This is a genomic window from Psychrobacter sp. ANT_H3, assembly GCF_027919975.1.
In the GTDB taxonomy this organism is placed as follows: Bacteria; Pseudomonadota; Gammaproteobacteria; order Pseudomonadales; family Moraxellaceae; genus Psychrobacter; species Psychrobacter maritimus.
Map to the genome: position 1 here is coordinate 54,597 of NZ_JAQISM010000004.1, position 18,899 is coordinate 73,495.

Genomic DNA, 18,899 nt, shown 5'->3' on the forward strand with positions numbered 1-18,899 from the left:
GGCACGCATGGCATTTACTCTGCTAAGACAACTTGCGACTGATGACCACTCATGGCGTCAAGCACCGGTACTTGCTTTGGCGCTCGTGGCGCGGCAAATTGCTTGGTTAACCCAAGCTCGCGCATCAGCCTATCGTCACCCGACTGGCTGGCATTGCCCGTGGTCAGTAGCTTATCACCATAAAAGAATGAATTTGCCCCTGCCATAAATGCTAGTGCTTGCTCAGAGTCAGATAAGCTTTCGCGTCCAGCAGATAAGCGTACGTAGCTGCTTGGACAGCAAATACGTGTCACGGCAATCGTCCGTATCCATTCAAGGACGGGCAGCTGACCTTCTGCTAAAACCTTATCACCGATCGGTGTACCTTGAATAGGAACCAATAGATTGACCGGAATAGACTCGGGCGCTTTGGGCATTTTCAGCAGCTCATGGACCCAGTCGATGCGGTCATCACGGCTTTCGCCCATACCGACGATGTTGCCACTACAAACATTAATACCTGAATTGCGTACGTTTGCAATGGTATCTAGACGCTCATCATAGCTGCGGGTACTGACTACTTGCTCGTAGTAACTTCTTGAGGTATCGAGATTATGATTGTAATAATCTAAACCCGCATCTGCCAATTGTGCTGCTTGATCCGTATCTAGCATGCCAAGGGTCATACAGGTTTCAAGCCCCAATGCTTTGACTTCTTTGACCAGTTCGACTACATAAGGCATGTCTTTGGCGCTCGGGTGTTTCCACGCTGCACCCATACAAAAACGCGATGAGCCTGTGGCTTTGGCACGTTTGGCGGCGGCAATGACCTTATCGACCTCGATACGTTTTTCTGCTTGTAACTTAGTGGTATCGCGGTGGTGACCAGACTGGGAGCAATAACCGCAATCTTCTGGACAGTTACCGGTCTTGATAGATAGCAAGGTGCTGATTTGTACTTCATTGGCGGTAAAGTGTTGGCGGTGGATCGTCTGTGCTTGCAGTAATAAATCCATCAAAGGCAAGTCAAACAACTGAGCAATCTGTTCACGGCTGTGTTTACTGGTTGCTTGTTGCTTGGTATTAGTTGCGTCTGTTGCTAATGTCGCTAGAAAATCATGGGACGCGTTTTTATTATTAAGTGTTGTATCAGTGTGGTTATGATTGTGGTTATTGGCATTCGGTTCTGAGATGTTAAGCAATCCTGCCATGAGATAAATCCTTTTATAACGGTATTTAGAAGTATTAGATAAATTAATAGCTATTAGTTAAATGAAGAACAATTAAATAACCTTGTATTTTTTGCCCTTGCTAAAGTTAAAACGATAAAATCTAGGCAATAAAAAAGGTTGCCGTATAGTATACCGCAACCTTTTTAGAAAATCAGAATAGTGCTAAGTAGCTCGTTAGAGGTTGGTCAGCTACTTAACTAGGTGAGGCAATTATTTACCCAACTTGTGCTTAGCAACGCCGAGCCAATGGTTGGCAAACTTCTGCGCTTTATAAGCATAAGGTTTGGCTTGCTGGATATAAGGTTTGCACTGTTCTGGAACGGCTGGCACGATGTGTTTGGCAAGCTTATTGAACCACATCATTAGGCTATAGTCGCCCTCGATGCTTAGATTGCCTTCTTGTACAGCGGTCATAAAAGCAGGAAGACTGCCTTTGGTCAACAGCTTAACGCCGGTCATTGAATCTTTGAAGTTAATCGTCAAATCGGCTTCTTTAGCATGACCACTATGTTGACTAAATGTACCATTATCAAAGCTATAATAACGCGCCACATCAGCTTCAGTGCTGGCAAGCTCGATGGTTACTTTACGGTCAGCAAAAAGCGCTTTGACGTCTTCGTTATCGCTATCAGCCAACATCGATAAACGGTAACCAATCAACGCCAATAAAACATCTAATGGATCAGACTTAATATCTAATACAGGAACAGTAAACATAATCGAACTCCTAAAGAATGAGACGCAAAATAATGCGTACTTTATAACAATTTTTGCGACAAATATATAATTAGATTATAAACGATTGAACGAATGATAGGTTTCAATTCTTTAGGAGTTACGTAGAGAGCCTTAAGTATCTTGTAACATTCAATGACGGCAGTATGATTGGGCAAACTTAGTGAATGACTGAATGACCGAATTACTGAAAGCGCGGTTGATAGTCATCATCATAGACAGGCGTATGTTCAATATAGCGGGCGGCTTGCAGCTCACGTTGCTCATGCACAGTGCGACTGACATCTTCGTAACGCAATGCTCTGTAAAGTACCCAAGCAACCAAAGGTAGCCAGCTGATACCCATAGCAACCACATAATTGTGCCATTCTGACAACACCAACCAATAGCTTAATAAACTGTGAATGGCTTCAACCGCCAACCAATAGGCCATGCCACCGAACAGATACCATAGCAACCAACGCTGCGACGATAAGGCAAGCGCCAGTAGCAAGCCTAGCATCAGACCAGTACCCAGTATGGCGCCAGCGCCCCATGTTTCACTGGCAAAAGTAGAAAATATTGTTAATAACATTGTTCATCTCGCTCTTCATCAGGTGAATTCCAACACCGTCATTATGGAAGTTTGCGACCTAAAGCTAAAGAGGCTAGCGACGACTTTGCGACAACAGCTGACGTTTGATTTTTTAAATGATATTAAGAAAATACTGGGCAAATTCTGCCATTATTGCCAAGAAAATTACCAACAAAAAAGCGCCACAATCATGGGCGCTTTTTTGGAATCAAAGTGTTTTTTGAGAACTATTTAACTTTAAGGACGAACACCGCGGCGCCCCCACCATGATAGAGCGGTTACCAACACGGCTCCTAACAGCATCAAGCCTAACGTAGTTAGCCAATGAGCACCCGTAGGATACTGCCATGGCATGACATTGTTGATGGCATCGCTATTTAATGTACCGAGCGCATCAGTTTTCCATGGCCATACTTTCACCAGCGAACCGGCGATAAAGCCTGTCAGCAAGGCAAGGGTTGCTTGATAATAGCGTGATAGCAGCCATTTGAGCATACGGGTAAATAATAATAACCCCGTTGCCATACCGGCAATGACAGTAAAAATAATACTAAAGTTTAGCGTATGGACGGCTTCGAGTACCGAATCATAGGCGCCCATTAACAATAGGATAAAGGACCCTGAGATACCGGGTAATATCATCGCACAAATGGCAATCGCGCCCGCAAGGAATAAATAAGGTAAGCTCGGTGCCGTGGTCAATAACGGCAAGCTACTGATGACGACCGCGCTACCAGCCCCCAGCAAAAATAATGCGACCCGTCCTATATTCCAACGCGTAATCTCAGTTAATAAGATAAAGACAGTCGCCACTACTAAGCCAAAAAAGAACGACCAAATCAGTAAAGGTTGATTGTCCAATAAATGCTTAATGAGTCCGGCTAAAGTAGCAAAACTGGTCGCGATACCAAGTAATAAACACACTAAAAAAGTAGCATCGACCTGTCGCCAGACCGCAATGAAACCTTTAAGCCCGCCTTGTTGGCGAAATATCTGCCATAGATTGGGACCGACGCTACTTAAGGCATTAATTAAGCGCTCATAAATCCCCGCAATCAAGGCAATGGTACCGCCAGAAACACCGGGTACAATGTCCGCTGCACCCATCGCAATACCTTTGACGTAGACACCTAATAGCTGTTTTGGAGTGTCATGATAAATAGGCGAGCTTTCTTTAATTAAATGCTCATTATCTAGATTATGGGAAGATGACGGCGCATCTGGCCGCGGTGATTGTGATGCCGTCATGGACATTCCTTTCTTATTTAACAAGATAAAAGTGAGATAAATAGGGTAAAAGAGATATAGATATATAAAGGCTTTAACATAAAGTCTTCAATCATAAAAGCTAGGTCAAGGACAAATCCTTAACCTAGCTTATTTTTAGAATAGTGAAGCGTTATTTTGTACGTACAAAGGCTGGATAGCCAAGCGCATAAAGCACGCCTTCAAGCCCTGTGACATTGACCGCAGCGTCTGCACGCGCTTGGACGATGGGCTTGGCATTAAACGCCACACCCAAATCTGCCAGTGCCATCATCGGTAAATCATTGGCACCATCACCGACGCAGACCACTTGCGACATATCAATACCTAAGCGTTCGGCGGTATGTTCAGCAATCGCTGCTTTTTTCGCGCCATTAATAATCGGCAGTTGTACATGACCGGTGACTTCGCCATCTTCGATATCCAGCGCATTGGCATGTACTTCATCGATGCCCAGCTGCTCAGCGATATAACGGGCAAAATAGGTAAAGCCGCCTGAAACCAAGACCGTATGATAACCCAAGGCTTTAAGCGCACTGATAGTCGTGCGCGCACCTGTCGACAAGGTCAAACGGCTGCAAATATCATCGAGCACGTTCGTTGGAATACCTTTTAATAATGCCACGCGCTGAGCAAAAGATTCGTCAAAATCCATCTCACCGCGCATCGCTGCTTCGGTAATGGTTTCGACTTGCTCACCGATACCAGCGGTTTTTGCCAGCTCAACGATGACTTCTTGCTCAATCAACGTAGAGTCCATATCGAAACAGGCAAGCTTATGGGTACGTAACATATGACCGAGCGATAAGATATGACAATCGACAACATCTAAATGGTCGCTACTCATTGCACTTTGCGAGTTTTTATAGTCTTCGACTAAGTCATGACGTAGACGCGTGGTCAATTGGTCATCGATAATGTGCGCTGCTGCTGTCTTTTTAGCAGGGTGCATCAGCGTATCGGTGACTGGCACCAGCAAATAGCGGAACACTTGCACATCAATAAACGAGTGCTTGGCAAATGGCTGCGTAGTGTCTATATCAGCAATCTCAACATCGACAAAATTGGCGTCGGCATCTTCTGCTACGGTCACCAAATGCCAGTTTGGCTGCTCATCCACCCATGATTGCACATATTGATGGATATCGAGCGAGGATACATGCGTAGGCAATACCACAATCAACGCAAAAATAGGCAAGGATTGCAGCGCATCAAAATCATGCAGATTAGTACCCGCAGGCAATAATGACGCTACAGAATCGACGGCTTGTTGCCATGCTTTGCTGTCTTTTGGTAACGAGTAAGATGTATTTTTTTGCATCGCTCAATTGTCCCTTGTATGCTGATATAAGATTAGGAATAATAACAGTTTTACTGGGCAGCGCCTATAGATGAGGTATAAAGTCTCACAGTCAGATAAAAATGCTTGGTATGAGCAAAAATCGCCGTTGAATAAAAGAAAATTATTACAATAAATTTATGATATTAGCTGACGCCATAACCCTTAGTATGGTGATATAGTAGAGAAAATAAACGGGGATTTGTCGATGTGCGCGTGCGCCAAACATACTTGCACAACAAATCTCATGTACGATAGTCAGGTCTCGTAAATGACATTTGATTAAATATTATTTAGCGAGTAGCTGCGGTAGTAAATTGAGCCAAAGCAAATGTAAAAAAGATAGCTGCATACTCTTCCAGAAAATGAGCCATAGCCTCGTTTTTTAATTCCATTTATCCAAAAAAGTTTAACATATCATGACGTATTTAGCGCCGCGGCAAGGGTTGTTTGCCATTATTCTTCTGGTTAGTTTTTGTTTGCAGACCCTATTATTGGTCATCAGTACCGATCAGCAGCTGAGCAATAGCCGTGCCCAAAAGGGCGAGCAAATGGTCGCCCAGCTTATTGATGAGGCGCGCTTGTCTTTAGAAAATAAAGACCGCGTCAGCCTCAGCGTCATAGCCAATCGCTATACCAGTGAGCAGGACGTGACGCGCATACTGATTAAAGACAATAATGGTGATGTCTTGGTGCCGGTCGGGAATGCGCCGATGCAGCAGGGTGATACCATTAGCCAAATCGCCACCAAAGGCGATGCGGTCATCGGTAGTGTGGCCTTGACGCTAAAAGATATTAGCAAGGGTGAGATTATCGCCATGCAATGGCCGTTTGTCATTGGCTCGATGTTGCTGCATTTATTGCTATGGCTGATTTATGGTTATATTGCCCGCCCAAGTAGAGAGCAAATCAATGCGCTAAGCCGTGATATTCAAGACTTGCATCGTGAGCAGTATCGACAACTTGATCAGCGTGAATTTGAGCGCGGTTATGAGCGCAACCTTAATCGTGAAAGCGAATCAGATAGTGAGCTTAACCTTGGATCTGCCTCTAACCCAACTGGTTTCGATAGCGCGATTAAAGAAACCGCTCACGATACCAGTAGCAAAAAACCGCATACTCGAAAATTAAACATTCATAGTGCGGTAAATCAGTATGTCAGAGGGCAACAAGGTCAGGACACCGCGCTGAACACTGATGACAATAATAATGGTAATGAGGGCAATAATGGCAATGACGCTGAAAACTATACGGTAAATAGTGCGGGCAGTAATCATACGGACAGCACGCAAGACGAAATAGCGGCTAGTCATGAGAATGGCAGTAGCCATAAATCTGCTAGTGCTGCGCGCTTGTCGGCTACCCGCCCATTCGATAGTGTCAGCGTTCAGATTGTCTTTCACGATGAGTTCAACATGCTTGAGCGCCTAGCGCCGTCGCAGCGTCTGCCTTATTTAGCGTTATGTACCCAATTATTGAACCAAGCAGTGACTGAGCTACTTAAGCAGCCGTTGCTACTTGGGGTCAGCGCACTTAATGAGCCACACTTTGATGAAAGCGGCGCTTATGTGATGCTAAAAGCAGACAACAGCCACGCCAAAGTCGCGTTGGCAGGTGTGATGCTTGGCAAACTGTATTTGATGCTGAATAAAATCATTCATGATAAGCATGTCGAGCTATCACGTTTTGCCTTACCAGCAAAAGCGGGGGTGAGCGATAATGCGCAAGTCGAGGCAATGAGCCATCTGTTAGATAGCGTGGGTAAAAAAGAGCAAATGCTTATATTGCTACCCAATGCTGGTCTGAAACAAATCAGCCATCATGTACAAGTACAAAGCATCATGCGTCCCACCACTGTTTATGAGCGCGAATGCGCGATATTTGATGGCGGCAATGATGCCATGATTCAGCGTTTGGCCGATGTGCGCAATGCAGTATTAATGATTGAAGAGACAGAAGAGCAAGAGTAAATCGTAGCGTTAGATACAGGTGAGCCTCTACAATTGCCTGTGCGATAAGCGTTTGCGCAGGCTTTAACTTTGTACATGATGCTATGATAGTGATAAAAAGGATTGACAACACTCAATAGAGACTTTATAAGGCATATATATATTCATGTATTTTTAATACCCTTGCCGAAAAATGATAGGAGTTTGTCATGAGTGACGCTGATATTGATGACGATTTTGATGATGATTTTGTAGATGATGATGATGCAAAGATGGTGGAAGAGGCCGAAACAAGTGTGCGTACACGCTTAAGCAGCCTAGAGAAACGCCGTTTGATCGATAATTTGCTAGAAGAAAAACGTTTGGCCAAAGAGCTAAAAGACGATCTTGATGACATCGATAATTTTGATGAAGATGGTGATGACTGGGATGATGACGATCTCTAAATCCTCATGCCCATTATCGGGTTGCAGCTGCCGTTTAACGGATAAGGTAAATGGCTTGGTTCCGTGATTTTTAGCCGAAAGTTGTTAACTGATTAAACCGATTCACAAGCTTAAAATCCTGCTGTCGAATGCATTGTGCTAAGCTGGTTGTTAGGTGTTTTTAATAATATTGCTCAATACTGTTTTTAAGATTAGGGTTCTTAGTATTATTATTCTAAATACTATTCTTCTTGATGCTATTCTTCTTAATGCTATTGGTTTATTAAAAATAACGCGGCAATCAGCGTTCTTCAATAGACATATTTTATAAAAGTGCTTTGGACAGGTTTTATGCGTTCAGACAGTTTTTGTTGTTGTCTACCTTGATTTTTAGCTTTCCCGCCTTTTATATTTCTTGTATTTCATAACTTATTTATTGCGCCTGACGTAATCTATCCTCCAAGGACTATCACACTATGAATAACCCACTCAGTTTCGATGAATTATTAGACTATTTGGACAATGAAGAAAGCGCGTTTGTGCTCGATAGTGTTGCCACCCATGGTTTTTTGACCGCGACTGTCATTGGCCGTCCGTTGCCAAATTGGATAGAAGCATTGTTTGAAGGTCATGTCAGTGAAATTCCAGAAAATGTTATCGACGGTATCCAGCGCTGGCGCGAATCGATTATGGCGGAACTAAAAAACGAGACGCCGATTGAGCTACCATTTGGTGAAGATGCCGGTAACGAAGAAGTGGCGGTCGATTTTTCAGACGAGTCAGATATCGTAGCTTGGTCAATTGGTTTTGTCGATGCGATGTATGGCGATGAAGCCAGTGATTGGTTTGAAGATGAAGAAACTGCAGAAGATGTAGCGGTCTTAACCTTGCCGATGATTGTACTCAGTGGCATCGATGATGAAGATCCTGAGCTTGCGCAAATGCGTGCCGATGAAGATAAAATGGCGCAAATGGCCAATAGTATCGAAGGTAATTTGACTGAACTGTTTTTATTGTTTCATACCAACGACTAGAACTGTTTGTATATAAACAGACGGACGAACATATAGCTAAATAGACGGCATTTATTGGATATCTTTATCCCAGTAGATGCTGTCTATAAATTAATACTGTCGATAAGCATTCTTCCTTACTATTTGCTGAATCCCTAAATATTCATTGAACTCCCTATAAGTCACCGATAAGGCTGTACTATGACTGTGCAACTCTCCAATCTTGAGCACTTACCCAACTATCAGATTACCGAGCGCTTAGATGTCGTATATGGCAGTACCGTGCGCTCAAAGCATGTTGGTAAAGACTTATTTGCTGGGCTGAAAAACATCGTCGGCGGTGAGTTGACGGCTTATACCGAGCTGTTAGAAGAATCACGTCAAGAAGCGATAGATCGTATGGTAGTTAAGGCAGAAGCCTTGGGCGCTGATGCGGTCGTGGGCCTGCGTTTTTCGACCTCGAGCATTGCCCAAGGTGCATCAGAGCTGTTTGTCTATGGTACAGCGGTCAAAGCCGTCCCGCTGTCTCAGCAACCACCGAGCAATCATTCTGGTCATACGGATTTCAATAATCATAATAATGATCAGAGTCATAATCACAGCCACGCAGCGCCTCAGTCGCCCAGCACCGTTGCTGATGATTTGCCACGTTTCAACCCTTTTGGTTAATGAACCATAAAAAGCGGCAACGCTTTTTGATGATACGAGACGTCCCATGAATAACTCTCTTACCCAAATGCTGATGAACTACGCGCCGCTTATCGTTCTGTTTGTGCTGGGCTGGTTTTTTGGGGCGCGGCATGAGCGGCAGCATTTGGCGCAATTAAGAGTCGCAGAGCAAGAACTCAGTCATATTATTGTCTCAAGCGAGCGCTTTTATGTGCCGAAGCTTGCTGCGGATACTGAGGGCCAGCTGGTCATGGGCAGCGTGGTGATTGCACAAGATTATTTTAAAATGGTCATAGCGCGCATCTTAAGTATCTTTGGCAAAAATCTGACCACTTATGAAACCTTGCTTGACCGCGCTCGCCGTGAAGCATTGGTACGTATGCGCACTCAAGCACAGGCAAAAGGCTATAACCATATCTATGGTTTACGTCTTGAAGTGAGTAATATCAATCAATTGGGCAGCATGGTCGAAGCCATTGCCTATGGTACGGCAGTGGTTAGTACTGAAAATCCTACTAAAGCGCCTAATGACGCCTCCATCAATATTTCCAAAAAATAAGCGTTTATACCGTCATAGCTATTTAACTAAAAGTAGTATTTAGCGCTAATTCTCTAAAATTACACCGTAAATGACCCCGTTTAAACCTCTGTTATTCCTACTCAATCTCTATATGCCGCATTTGACTGGTGAGTCGTTGAATAAAACAGCTAAACCTGACTTTTGACCTATATACTCCCTTTATTAATTCTTAATTATTGTTGATAGTTAGCAATAACATTGCTATGAAAGATGCTATAAAAAATCGTTCAAAATAAGTATTGTTTAAAACGGGTGATGTCCGTTATCTATAAGCATTAGCAAGGATTGCTAATCAGGCATCATTTAATCATTATAAACTGACCTAGCAATAGGTCTTATCTACAGGGATGTAGTTATGGAAAGTCTGGCTCTAGTCACCTTAGTAAATACCGTTGTTATTCCTGTTTGCTTGTTTTTAATCATGATGGGTATGGGTTTGACCCTGATTACCAATGATTTTAAACGGGTATTAAAATACCCAAAAGCTGTCGGTATTGGCTTGACCAATCAGCTGATACTGTTGCCAATCATTGGCTTTGCCCTAGCTAATATCATGCCATTACGCCCAGAATACGCCGTTGGGGTTATGCTCCTCGTTCTGTGTCCGGGCGGCACTACCTCAAACTTATTTACCTATTTGGCTAAAGGTGATGTGGCGCTGTCGGTGACGATGACAGCGATTGCCAGCGTTATTACCGTATTTACCATTCCCATTGTGCTGAGTTTTTCATTGATTTATTTTATGGGCAGCGGTAGTGAGTTTGAATTGCCGGTAGTAAAAACCGTGCTTACCTTGGTGGTGCTGACGATTGTACCTATTAGTATCGGAATGCTGATTAAACGCTACGCCCCAAAAGTTGCCGATCGCTCACAAGTCTATGTGTCTCGATTTGGGGTGATATTTTTAACGTTTTTAGTGCTGTTTTTGGGTTATGTGCAACGCGATATCATTGTCGATGCCTTTATCGCGACCGGCCCTGTATCAGTATTATTAAACGTCTCAACCATGGCGCTCGGTTATTATAGTAGCAAATGGTTCGGCCTTAACTTAGCGCAAAGAACTTCGGTCACGCTAGAGGTCGGTTTACAAAACAGTACTTTATCGATATTTATGGCATTAACGCTATTATCTAACTATGATATGTCGATGATGCCCGCCATTTATACCTTGGTAATGTTCCTAACGGCAGGCATTTTGGTGCGTATATTTAGCGCTCGGCACAATAAGTTAAGAAAGTCTGAGATAGAAAGTAGTGTGTTGGCAGCGCGTATGCTGTAAATAGGGATGAGTTATTTGTATAATTACTCAGGCATAATTGCTCGATTATAATTTTTTAGTTATAAAGCTGCATAACCGCTTTCGATATAGTCAGTGCTAAATAAAATAAGTACAAATGTTATAAAAGGCTACTGTGGTAAATTTTCCTTGCTTGCTGTGTGCTTTGCACTCTCGAGGCTGCGTAAAATTTATCCCAGCAGCCTTGTACTGTTTTTCAATGGAATTATTATAGTTAAAAGCGGTTGTGGAATTTACGCGCCCGATTTAAAAATACCGTGCTGATTGTCTCTAGTAAGGTCCACGGATATTGTTTTTTGCCTCTAACTTATCCTTAGCTGTTTCTTCCTTTACTTTGGCTAATTCGAATAGGAAGGTACGGTTTTTAAGTATTGCGACAAATACCACGCCGCCGACGGTATTGCCGACCAACACCACAGCTAAAAATAGCAAATAACGCCCCAAGCTGACGGTATTGCCATAGAGCAAGGCTGAGAATACTTCGATATTACCCACGATACTATGATGCAAACCCAAAAAGCCGATACTGCCAGTAATAAGCGTCACCAAGACGATGCGGCTAAGGGTATCGCGCGCTGAGGTTACAAGCCACGCGGTAACGCCCATCATCCAGCCTGCCAAGATAGCACTGCCAAATATTACCCACCATCTAAACCCTAAGATATGCTCGGCGTAAATATCAATGTCGCTGACGCTAAATAGCTGCATATTTAAACCTAAACCTATCATTAATGCCGCAAATAAACAGCCACCAACGACGTTGCCAGCGATGACAATGGCCCACAGGCGTAGCAGCTTATTGAGCGGTTCGATTTTATTGAGCACAGGTAGGCTTAAGAGTGAGGTTTGTTCGGTAAATAATAGCGACTGACCGATGACGACGATGATAAAACCAATCGGGTAAAGTAGGGAGGCGAGTACAACCGCATAATGGCTCGGTAGCACGCCACTCAATAGCGCAAAAGCCGCTAAAATCATAAAGAAGCTGATGCCAATCTCAAGGCCAGCGGTAAAAGCACTGGTAAATAGTGAGCCAAGTGAGCGCTCAAAAGTTTCTCTGGCATCCATCACTTGCTCGACTAAGATACTGGCATAGCTTTTTGCTTGACTTAAATTGTCATCATTAGCGACTTTTTTGATGGTTTCTTGGTCTTCTTTGCTAATATCCTCAGAGAAGTCTTCGTATTCCAAGTTTTCTTTTGCATTAGTATCGTCTGGCGTATCCGCATCGCTAATATCTTTATTTTTAGTACTAGATGGATGATTAGCGCTCTCATCAATCAAGCGCTTATCATCTATGTTGTCAGCTTTAGAATGGCTGCTATTGTTATAGGTGTGCTCAGTCTCTTGGGACACGGTCGGCTCGCTATTTATCAGATTATTATTTTAGGATAAAGACGCCATTTATCATGCTATACGATAGCTATATACGATAACTATATAAGTTCTCGCATCACCTGTATTTTATAACACGACTAGGATTTATTTTGTGGGAAGTTCAGCTGATTGCGGTTGTTTATTGGTATTTGCTGCTATTTGCTGGTGTTAGTGGCGCAATGACGCGCTGTAAGGCTGATAAATTACCTTAGTATCTAACAAAATCTGCCCATCTGCGTTAAAATCACTCTATTAATTATTTTCCCTATTTTTCGATAACTTTGTTTGACCACATTCATTTTTAATAAAAGACCATTCTATTATGAGTACTCCTAATACCCCTGAAAATACCAAGAGCAACCTGACCGAATCTATTCAAGCCGCCTTAAGTCAATTAGAGAACGCCTACAATCCAAGCGATGTCGAAGCGGGCATGTATCAAGGCTGGGAAGACAGTGGTTATTTTAAGCCAAGCTTTGATAAAGACGAGTCATTCTCTATCGCCTTGCCGCCACCGAACGTCACCGGTTCATTACATATGGGTCATGGCTTTAATAATGCCATTATGGATGCCCTAACGCGTTATCACCGCATGGATGGTGACAATACGCTTTGGCAGCCAGGTACGGATCATGCTGGTATCGCCACCCAAATGGTCGTTGAGCGTCGTCTGGAGGCTCAAGGTATCAAGCGCCGTGATATGACGCGTGAAGACTTCATAGATAAAGTATGGGAATGGAAAGAAGAGTCGGGCGATAATATCACCCGTCAGATCCGCCGGCTTGGCAGCTCGGTCGATTGGTCGCGTGAGCGCTTTACCATGGATGATGGCTTATCGAATGCGGTTAAAGAAGTGTTCGTGCGTCTGTTTGACGATGGTTTGATTTATCGTGGTAAGCGCTTGGTCAACTGGGATCCTAAGTTCCAAACGGCGCTATCGGATTTAGAAGTAGAAAACGTCGATGAAAAAGGTAGCTTATGGCATTTCCGCTATCATTTCACTGATAAAGAGTTGCAAACCCAAGAGGGTAAAAACTATCTGGTCGTCGCCACCACGCGCCCTGAAACCTTACTGGGTGACACCGCCGTTGCCGTCAATCCAAAGGATGAGCGTTACGCGCATTTGATTGGCAAAACCATTACCTTGCCAATCACTGGTCGCATTGTGCCTATCGTTGCCGATGATTATGTTGATATCGAATTTGGTACCGGCTGCGTAAAAATCACCCCAGCCCATGACTTTAATGACTATGAACTTGGTCGTCGTCATAACTTGCCATTGATTAATATCCTTGATGAGCGCGCTAACATTTTGCCAGCGATGGAAGTTTATCCTGATCTACAAACACGTGAGCCAACATTAGAAACCACGCCGAGTGAGTATGCAGGGCTTGAGCGTTTTGCGGCGCGTAAATTCCTTGTTGAGCAAGCGGGCGAGCAAGGCTGGCTAGAAGATATCGAAGACTACGCGCTCAAAGCCCCGCGTGCTGAGCGTGGCGGTACGATCGTTGAGCCGTGGTTGACCGATCAATGGTATGTTGCCGTCAGTAAGCTTGCCAAGCCTGCGATTGATGCCGTAGAAGATGGCCGTATTGAATTCGTCCCTGCGCAATATAAAAACATGTATATGTCGTGGATGACCGACTTGCAGGATTGGTGTATCAGCCGTCAGCTATGGTGGGGACATCGTATCCCTGCGTGGTATGACGACGCGACAGGTGAGATTTATGTTGCCCGTGATGAAGCGGAAGTACGCACTAAGTACAATTTAAGCGACGACGTCAAATTGCGCCAAGACGATGACGTGCTTGATACCTGGTTTAGCTCGGGTTTGTGGACGTTTAGTACGCTTGATTGGGCAGACCCTAACGCCGATCCACGCGTGCTTAAAACTTTTCACCCAACCAGCGTGTTGGTCACCGGTTTCGACATCATCTTCTTTTGGGTTGCGCGCATGATCATGATGACCATGCATTTTGTCAAAAACGAAGATGGCACGCCGCAAGTACCGTTTAAGACCGTTTATGTGCATGGTCTGGTACGTGATGGCAATGGTCAAAAGATGTCGAAATCTAAAGGTAACGTCTTAGATCCGATTGATTTGATCGATGGTATAGATCTGGAAACGCTGGTTGAAAAACGCACCAGCAATATGATGAATCCAAAAGACGCCGCCAAAATCGAAAAGCAAACCCGTAAAGAGTTCCCAGAAGGTATCCCAGCTTACGGTACCGATGCGCTGCGCTTTACCTTTACCTCGCTTGCCAGTACTGGTCGCGATATCAACTTTGATCTAAAGCGTGTCGAAGGTTATCGTAACTTCTGTAATAAAATCTGGAACGCCAGCCGCTTTGTACTGATGAACTGTGTCGATAAAGAAGGTAACGCACAAGCCATCGATCAAGCGGCCAACATGGATGTTTGGGAATTACCAGAAAAGTGGATCATGAGTCGTCTAAACTCGACGATTAGCAATATCCATCAGCATTTTGCCCAGTATCGCCTCGATATGGTCAGTCATGATATTTATGAGTTTATCTGGAATGAATACTGTGATTGGTATGTTGAGCTTGCCAAAGCCAGCCTTAATGATGACTCGGTATCGGACGAGCGCAAAGCGCAAATCCGCTATGTGCTGCTACACGTACTAGAGACGGCGCTACGCTTTAGCCATCCAATCATGCCTTATCTGACCGAGCAAATTTGGCAGACGGTTGCGCCGCTACTGGGTCGTAAGAATACCGACAGCATTGTCGTTGCTGACTATCCACAAACCGATACTGCCCAAATCAGTGAGCAAACTGAGGCTGATATGGCGTGGCTTCAAGAGCTTATCGCCAGCGTGCGTAATATCCGTGGTGAGATGAAACTGGGTAATGCCGTACGTCTGCCAGTGCTACTACAAAATATCTCTAGCGACGAAGATGCGCGTCTGTCACGTATCAAAAACCAGTTTAAAGCGCTTGCCAAAGTCGAGAGCCTAGAGATCGTCAAAGAAGGCGATGAAGTGCCACTATCGTCATCAAGTATGGTCGGTCAGTTACGTGTACTTGTACCGATGAAAGGGCTAATCGATCCAACGGCTGAGCTGGCACGCTTAGGTAAGTCATATGATAAGTTGAAAGGTCAAGCCGAAGGTATCGCCCGCAAGCTTGGTAATGAAGGCTTTGTCAGTAAAGCGCCTGCGGAAGTGGTCTATGCTGAAAAGGCTAAACTGGCTGAGCTAGAAGGGCAGTTGACGGCGATGACAGCGCAGATGGAAGAGTTGAAGGCTTTGTAGTCTAAGCAATCATTATAATGGCCATAACTTTAATACTTGCGTTCTTAATCATGGCGATTCTATATTTCTATTGGAATCGTCATGAGCCGTTAGATAAGCATGCTATTTTCGCCACTGTGTTTATGGTGGTATATGTGCTTGTTTACCTATTCTTAAATCCTCCATACTTCTCAACGAATCGCCATATTGATACCTTGCTGATGATATTACCTCTAGTATCGTATGGCGCTATTCTATTTCCTGAAATAAATACGACGATACCAGTACAAGGTACAAAGGGTTTTGGTTGGTTAGGGTTGGGCGTAACTGTGATGGTTTTGGTTGGGTTTAAATAGTTTTTTAAGCAAGCGGAAGGAAGGTATCTCGCGTAAGTTGGGTAATGAATGCTTCGTCAGTAAAGCACCTGCAGAAGTAGTCGATGCTGAGAAGGCGAAGTTGGCTGAGTTAGAAGGGCAGTTGACGGCGCAGATGGAAGGGTTGAAGAATCTGTAGTTGCTATAATAATAGCTTTATAAATAAAAAAACGCCGTCACAATTGTGATGGCGTTTTTTATTGTCTACTGGTTAATTATTTACTTCAGAGTTCATATCTATACCATTAATAAATATCTGTGTGCTATGATTTGTCATAATGTATGTCTCTACTACTTTGTCATTTAAAACGAAGTCGATATAAAATGTTTTCCAAATTTAGTGACAAATATATTCTTCTTAGTTTTTCTTAAATATAACAAGATTTATATTGGATAGTGAGTACCTTCGAATGAAGTCAAACACATACTACAACAACGTATATAAGCTTATATCTGAAGACTTTAATAGCGGATAGGCTCACGAAGTAATAAGAGAATGGCGCTCCCACAATATTTATGTATTAGATATAGCTTCAAAACTACTAGAAAGAATCGTCAAAAACCTTGATCTTAAGAATTGCTACACAGGGCAACGACTAAAAAGGCTAGTGTCAATAAAACAAAAATTAGTCAAAAGTGAAGGTATGAGACTTACCAAAATGCAGGATATTGTAGGTGTAAGGCTTGTAGTCAATGATCTTAAAGAATTAGCAAAGGTAGTTAAGTTATTACAAGACGGTAAAATATTAGGTAGAAATATTTCTATCGTTAAAGAGTTTAATTATATAAAAAAACCTAAAGAAGATGGATATAGGAGCTACCATATAGCTTTCGAGATAACGAATAAACATAGAGGAATAGAGTACAGGAGGTTATTTGAGTTACAAGTTAGGACGAAGTCACAGCATGCATGGTCTACTGTGGTAGAGACTATAGGAACTTATATGGGAGTAAATTTCAAAGGCGGCGATGGCGAAAAAGACTGGAAGAGTTTTTTTAAAGAGTCTTCTTATATATTTTCATGGTTTGAGAAATTTGAAAGTGGCCGTAAATACCTTACTATAGATGATGCGGAAGAGGTAATCAGAGGTTCTATACGGCTCAAAGAAATAATGTTAGAGTTAAAAATAACAGAACTACTAGTGCTTCTTAATAATATGACTTCAGATATAAGCTATAAGCTAAATGAAACTTCTAAGAATGATTATGCAATTATATTTATTGACTACATTAAAAAAGAAAGTATCGTGAGAACTTATCCTAAAGCAGCATCTAAAACTGTTAATGACCTTTATATCAGGTTAGAAGAGGAGCTGAATTATACAGATCAAATCCAAGTCTTATTCGTTGAAATTACAAATTTAACTAACTTGAGAAAGGCTTTTCCGAATTTTTATATAGATGTATCTGAATTCATAATTATTCTAAAAAGATACTTCAATAGATTGAATGACTATGCATCCAACTTGAGCTAAATTTTCTAACCTTTCAAATAGATCGAAGGAACACCATGAACCATCTCACCGTCGGACAACGCGCGCCTGTAAGCAATCTTGCTATTGACGATACCGCGTCAATCACGCTTAAGTTTACCCGCCAAAGTCCAATAGAGATGGACATCAGCTGCTTTGCCTTAGATGCAGCGGGCAAATTGATCAATGATGATTACATGGTGTTTTATAATCAGCCAACCTCACCGTGCGGGCAAATCAAGCTCACCCATTACGAGTCGCAGCCGACGGTGAGTAAAGGCATCCAAGCCGAGTTTGAAGTCAGTTTATCCAAAATGGCTGCGAATATAGACAGCTTGTTTTTTGTATTATCAGCCGATACCCCGCTGAATCAAATTCAATCGTTAGAGATTGGCATTTGGCAGCAGTCGCAAAAGGTGCAGGCAGCGTATCAAGCAGCAGACTTTGCCCAGCAGCAAGCCAGTATGCTGATGCAGCTGTATCGTAAAAGTGGCGTTTGGCGAGTATCTAACGTCGCGCAAGGCTTTAATGGTGGACTTGCCGCCATTGTGCAGCACTTCGGTGGTGATGTAGAAGAGGGCAGCTCGACAGCAGCAGAGGCGATCGCCACGCCAGTGCAAGTAAAACCATCGCTCGAAAAGGTCATGCTAGACAAAGCCCCAACACTGGTCAATCTGGCCAAAAAAGCCACGATATCGCTTGAAAAACGCCAATTGCAGCAATTAACCGCAAAGGTAGCACTGGTGTTAGATGCCTCAGGTTCAATGAACAGACAGTACAAAAAAGGCCGCGTACAAGAAGTGGTCAACCGTATATTGCCATTGGCAGTGAGCTTCGATGACGACCAAGCGCTAGACTGCTGGGCGTTTGCCCGAGACCCGCAGTATTTGGGTGAGATTGGGTTGAGTAACTATGAAGGCTTCATTGACAACGCTCACGGCGGCTGGCGGAAATGGGCACTTGGCCCGCGTGTGAATAACGAAGCAGAAGTTATGAAAGCCGTGACGGACTTTTATCAAAAAGACGGCTTGGATGTGCCTATCTACGTGCTATTTATCAGTGATGGCGGGGTGAATGACAATCGCGGTATCACCAGAGTCATGACGGAAGCCGCGAAACTACCGATATTCTGGCAGTTTGTAGGCTTAGGTGGTCGTGGTTATGGCATCCTAAAAAAACTAGACGACATGACAGGGCGTGTGATTGATAATTGTGACTTTTTTGAATTAGATGATTTGGATGATGTTAGCGAAGAAGCCTTGTATGAAAACATGCTAGAAGAGTTTCCAAGCTGGCTAAAAGAAGCACGTGAGATAGGGTTGATAGCGAAATAAATTAGGATAGCATGTTTAACAAAAA

At 43.4% G+C, this 18,899-nt stretch carries 18 protein-coding genes; 11 read left to right on the forward strand and 7 right to left on the reverse strand.

Annotated elements, in window-relative coordinates:
* Positions 1 to 14: 14 nt before the first annotated feature.
* The 6 genes from bioB to serB form a co-directional block, all read right to left on the reverse strand.
* Complete coding sequence (gene bioB, locus PG901_RS03030) at positions 15 to 1,190, reverse strand: biotin synthase BioB (RefSeq protein ID WP_271133459.1); 1,176 nt, start codon at positions 1,188 to 1,190, stop codon at positions 15 to 17.
* Between the two features lie 231 nt (positions 1,191 to 1,421).
* Entirely contained in the window at positions 1,422 to 1,928 is a 507-nt protein-coding gene (locus tag PG901_RS03035) for a hypothetical protein (RefSeq protein WP_271133460.1), read from the reverse strand.
* Between the two features lie 202 nt (positions 1,929 to 2,130).
* Positions 2,131 to 2,508 (reverse strand): AciT family ciprofloxacin tolerance protein, encoded by a 378-nt coding sequence (aciT, locus tag PG901_RS03040; RefSeq protein ID WP_442966846.1) that lies wholly within the window; start codon positions 2,506 to 2,508, stop codon positions 2,131 to 2,133.
* Positions 2,486 to 2,539, reverse strand: a complete 54-nt coding sequence (locus PG901_RS13680; RefSeq protein ID WP_372829526.1) for a hypothetical protein — start codon at positions 2,537 to 2,539, stop codon at positions 2,486 to 2,488. Before PG901_RS13680 ends, aciT begins: the two co-directional genes overlap by 23 nt.
* A 218-nt stretch (positions 2,540 to 2,757) precedes the next feature.
* A complete protein-coding gene (locus tag PG901_RS03045) occupies positions 2,758 to 3,768 on the reverse strand; it encodes a DUF368 domain-containing protein (RefSeq protein ID WP_271133462.1) in 1,011 nt (336 codons plus the stop codon).
* A gap of 151 nt (positions 3,769 to 3,919) precedes the next feature.
* Complete coding sequence (gene serB / locus PG901_RS03050) at positions 3,920 to 5,107, reverse strand: phosphoserine phosphatase SerB (RefSeq protein ID WP_271133463.1); 1,188 nt, start codon at positions 5,105 to 5,107, stop codon at positions 3,920 to 3,922.
* A 437-nt stretch (positions 5,108 to 5,544) separates the two neighbouring features.
* On the opposite strand from serB, the gene PG901_RS03055 reads away from it, so the two are divergent.
* The 6 genes from PG901_RS03055 (at position 5,545) to PG901_RS03080 (ending at position 11,040) form a co-directional block, all read left to right on the forward strand.
* Positions 5,545 to 7,095 (forward strand): hypothetical protein, encoded by a 1,551-nt coding sequence (locus PG901_RS03055; protein WP_271133464.1) that lies wholly within the window; start codon positions 5,545 to 5,547, stop codon positions 7,093 to 7,095.
* Positions 7,096 to 7,283: 188 nt separating this feature from the next.
* On the forward strand, positions 7,284 to 7,520 hold the full coding sequence (locus PG901_RS03060) for a PA3496 family putative envelope integrity protein (RefSeq protein ID WP_045443968.1): 237 nt from the start codon (positions 7,284 to 7,286) through the stop codon (positions 7,518 to 7,520).
* 455 nt (positions 7,521 to 7,975) lie between these two features.
* Positions 7,976 to 8,533: a UPF0149 family protein gene (locus tag PG901_RS03065; protein ID WP_201565040.1), complete on the forward strand. Its 558-nt coding sequence runs from the start codon at positions 7,976 to 7,978 to the stop codon at positions 8,531 to 8,533.
* A 180-nt stretch (positions 8,534 to 8,713) separates the two neighbouring features.
* Positions 8,714 to 9,181, forward strand: coding sequence for a YbjQ family protein (locus PG901_RS03070; protein WP_271133465.1), 468 nt, complete (start codon positions 8,714 to 8,716; stop codon positions 9,179 to 9,181).
* Between the two features lie 46 nt (positions 9,182 to 9,227).
* Positions 9,228 to 9,740, forward strand: a complete 513-nt coding sequence (locus tag PG901_RS03075) for a YbjQ family protein (RefSeq protein WP_271133466.1) — start codon at positions 9,228 to 9,230, stop codon at positions 9,738 to 9,740.
* A 376-nt stretch (positions 9,741 to 10,116) separates the two neighbouring features.
* The gene (locus tag PG901_RS03080) at positions 10,117 to 11,040 is read left to right on the forward strand and encodes a bile acid:sodium symporter family protein (RefSeq protein ID WP_201565043.1); all 924 of its coding nucleotides are present in this window, start codon (positions 10,117 to 10,119) and stop codon (positions 11,038 to 11,040) included.
* Positions 11,041 to 11,328: 288 nt separating this feature from the next.
* On the opposite strand, the gene PG901_RS03085 is transcribed toward PG901_RS03080, so the two are convergent.
* Positions 11,329 to 12,414, reverse strand: coding sequence for a formate/nitrite transporter family protein (locus PG901_RS03085; protein ID WP_271133467.1), 1,086 nt, complete (start codon positions 12,412 to 12,414; stop codon positions 11,329 to 11,331).
* Positions 12,415 to 12,757: 343 nt separating this feature from the next.
* Between PG901_RS03085 and PG901_RS03090 the strand changes: the two genes are divergently transcribed.
* From PG901_RS03090 to PG901_RS03105, 5 genes are all read left to right on the forward strand, one after another.
* Positions 12,758 to 15,715, forward strand: a complete 2,958-nt coding sequence (locus PG901_RS03090; protein ID WP_271133468.1) for a valine--tRNA ligase — start codon at positions 12,758 to 12,760, stop codon at positions 15,713 to 15,715.
* Positions 15,716 to 15,732: 17 nt separating this feature from the next.
* On the forward strand, positions 15,733 to 16,050 hold the full coding sequence (locus PG901_RS03095) for a hypothetical protein (protein ID WP_271133469.1): 318 nt from the start codon (positions 15,733 to 15,735) through the stop codon (positions 16,048 to 16,050).
* A complete protein-coding gene (locus PG901_RS13685) occupies positions 16,037 to 16,207 on the forward strand; it encodes a hypothetical protein (RefSeq protein ID WP_082785718.1) in 171 nt (56 codons plus the stop codon). Before PG901_RS03095 ends, PG901_RS13685 begins: the two co-directional genes overlap by 14 nt.
* A gap of 412 nt (positions 16,208 to 16,619) precedes the next feature.
* A complete protein-coding gene (locus tag PG901_RS03100) occupies positions 16,620 to 17,543 on the forward strand; it encodes a RelA/SpoT domain-containing protein (RefSeq protein WP_271133636.1) in 924 nt (307 codons plus the stop codon).
* Positions 17,544 to 17,578: 35 nt separating this feature from the next.
* Positions 17,579 to 18,874, forward strand: coding sequence for a VWA domain-containing protein (locus PG901_RS03105; protein WP_271133470.1), 1,296 nt, complete (start codon positions 17,579 to 17,581; stop codon positions 18,872 to 18,874).
* Positions 18,875 to 18,899: the final 25 nt, after the last annotated feature.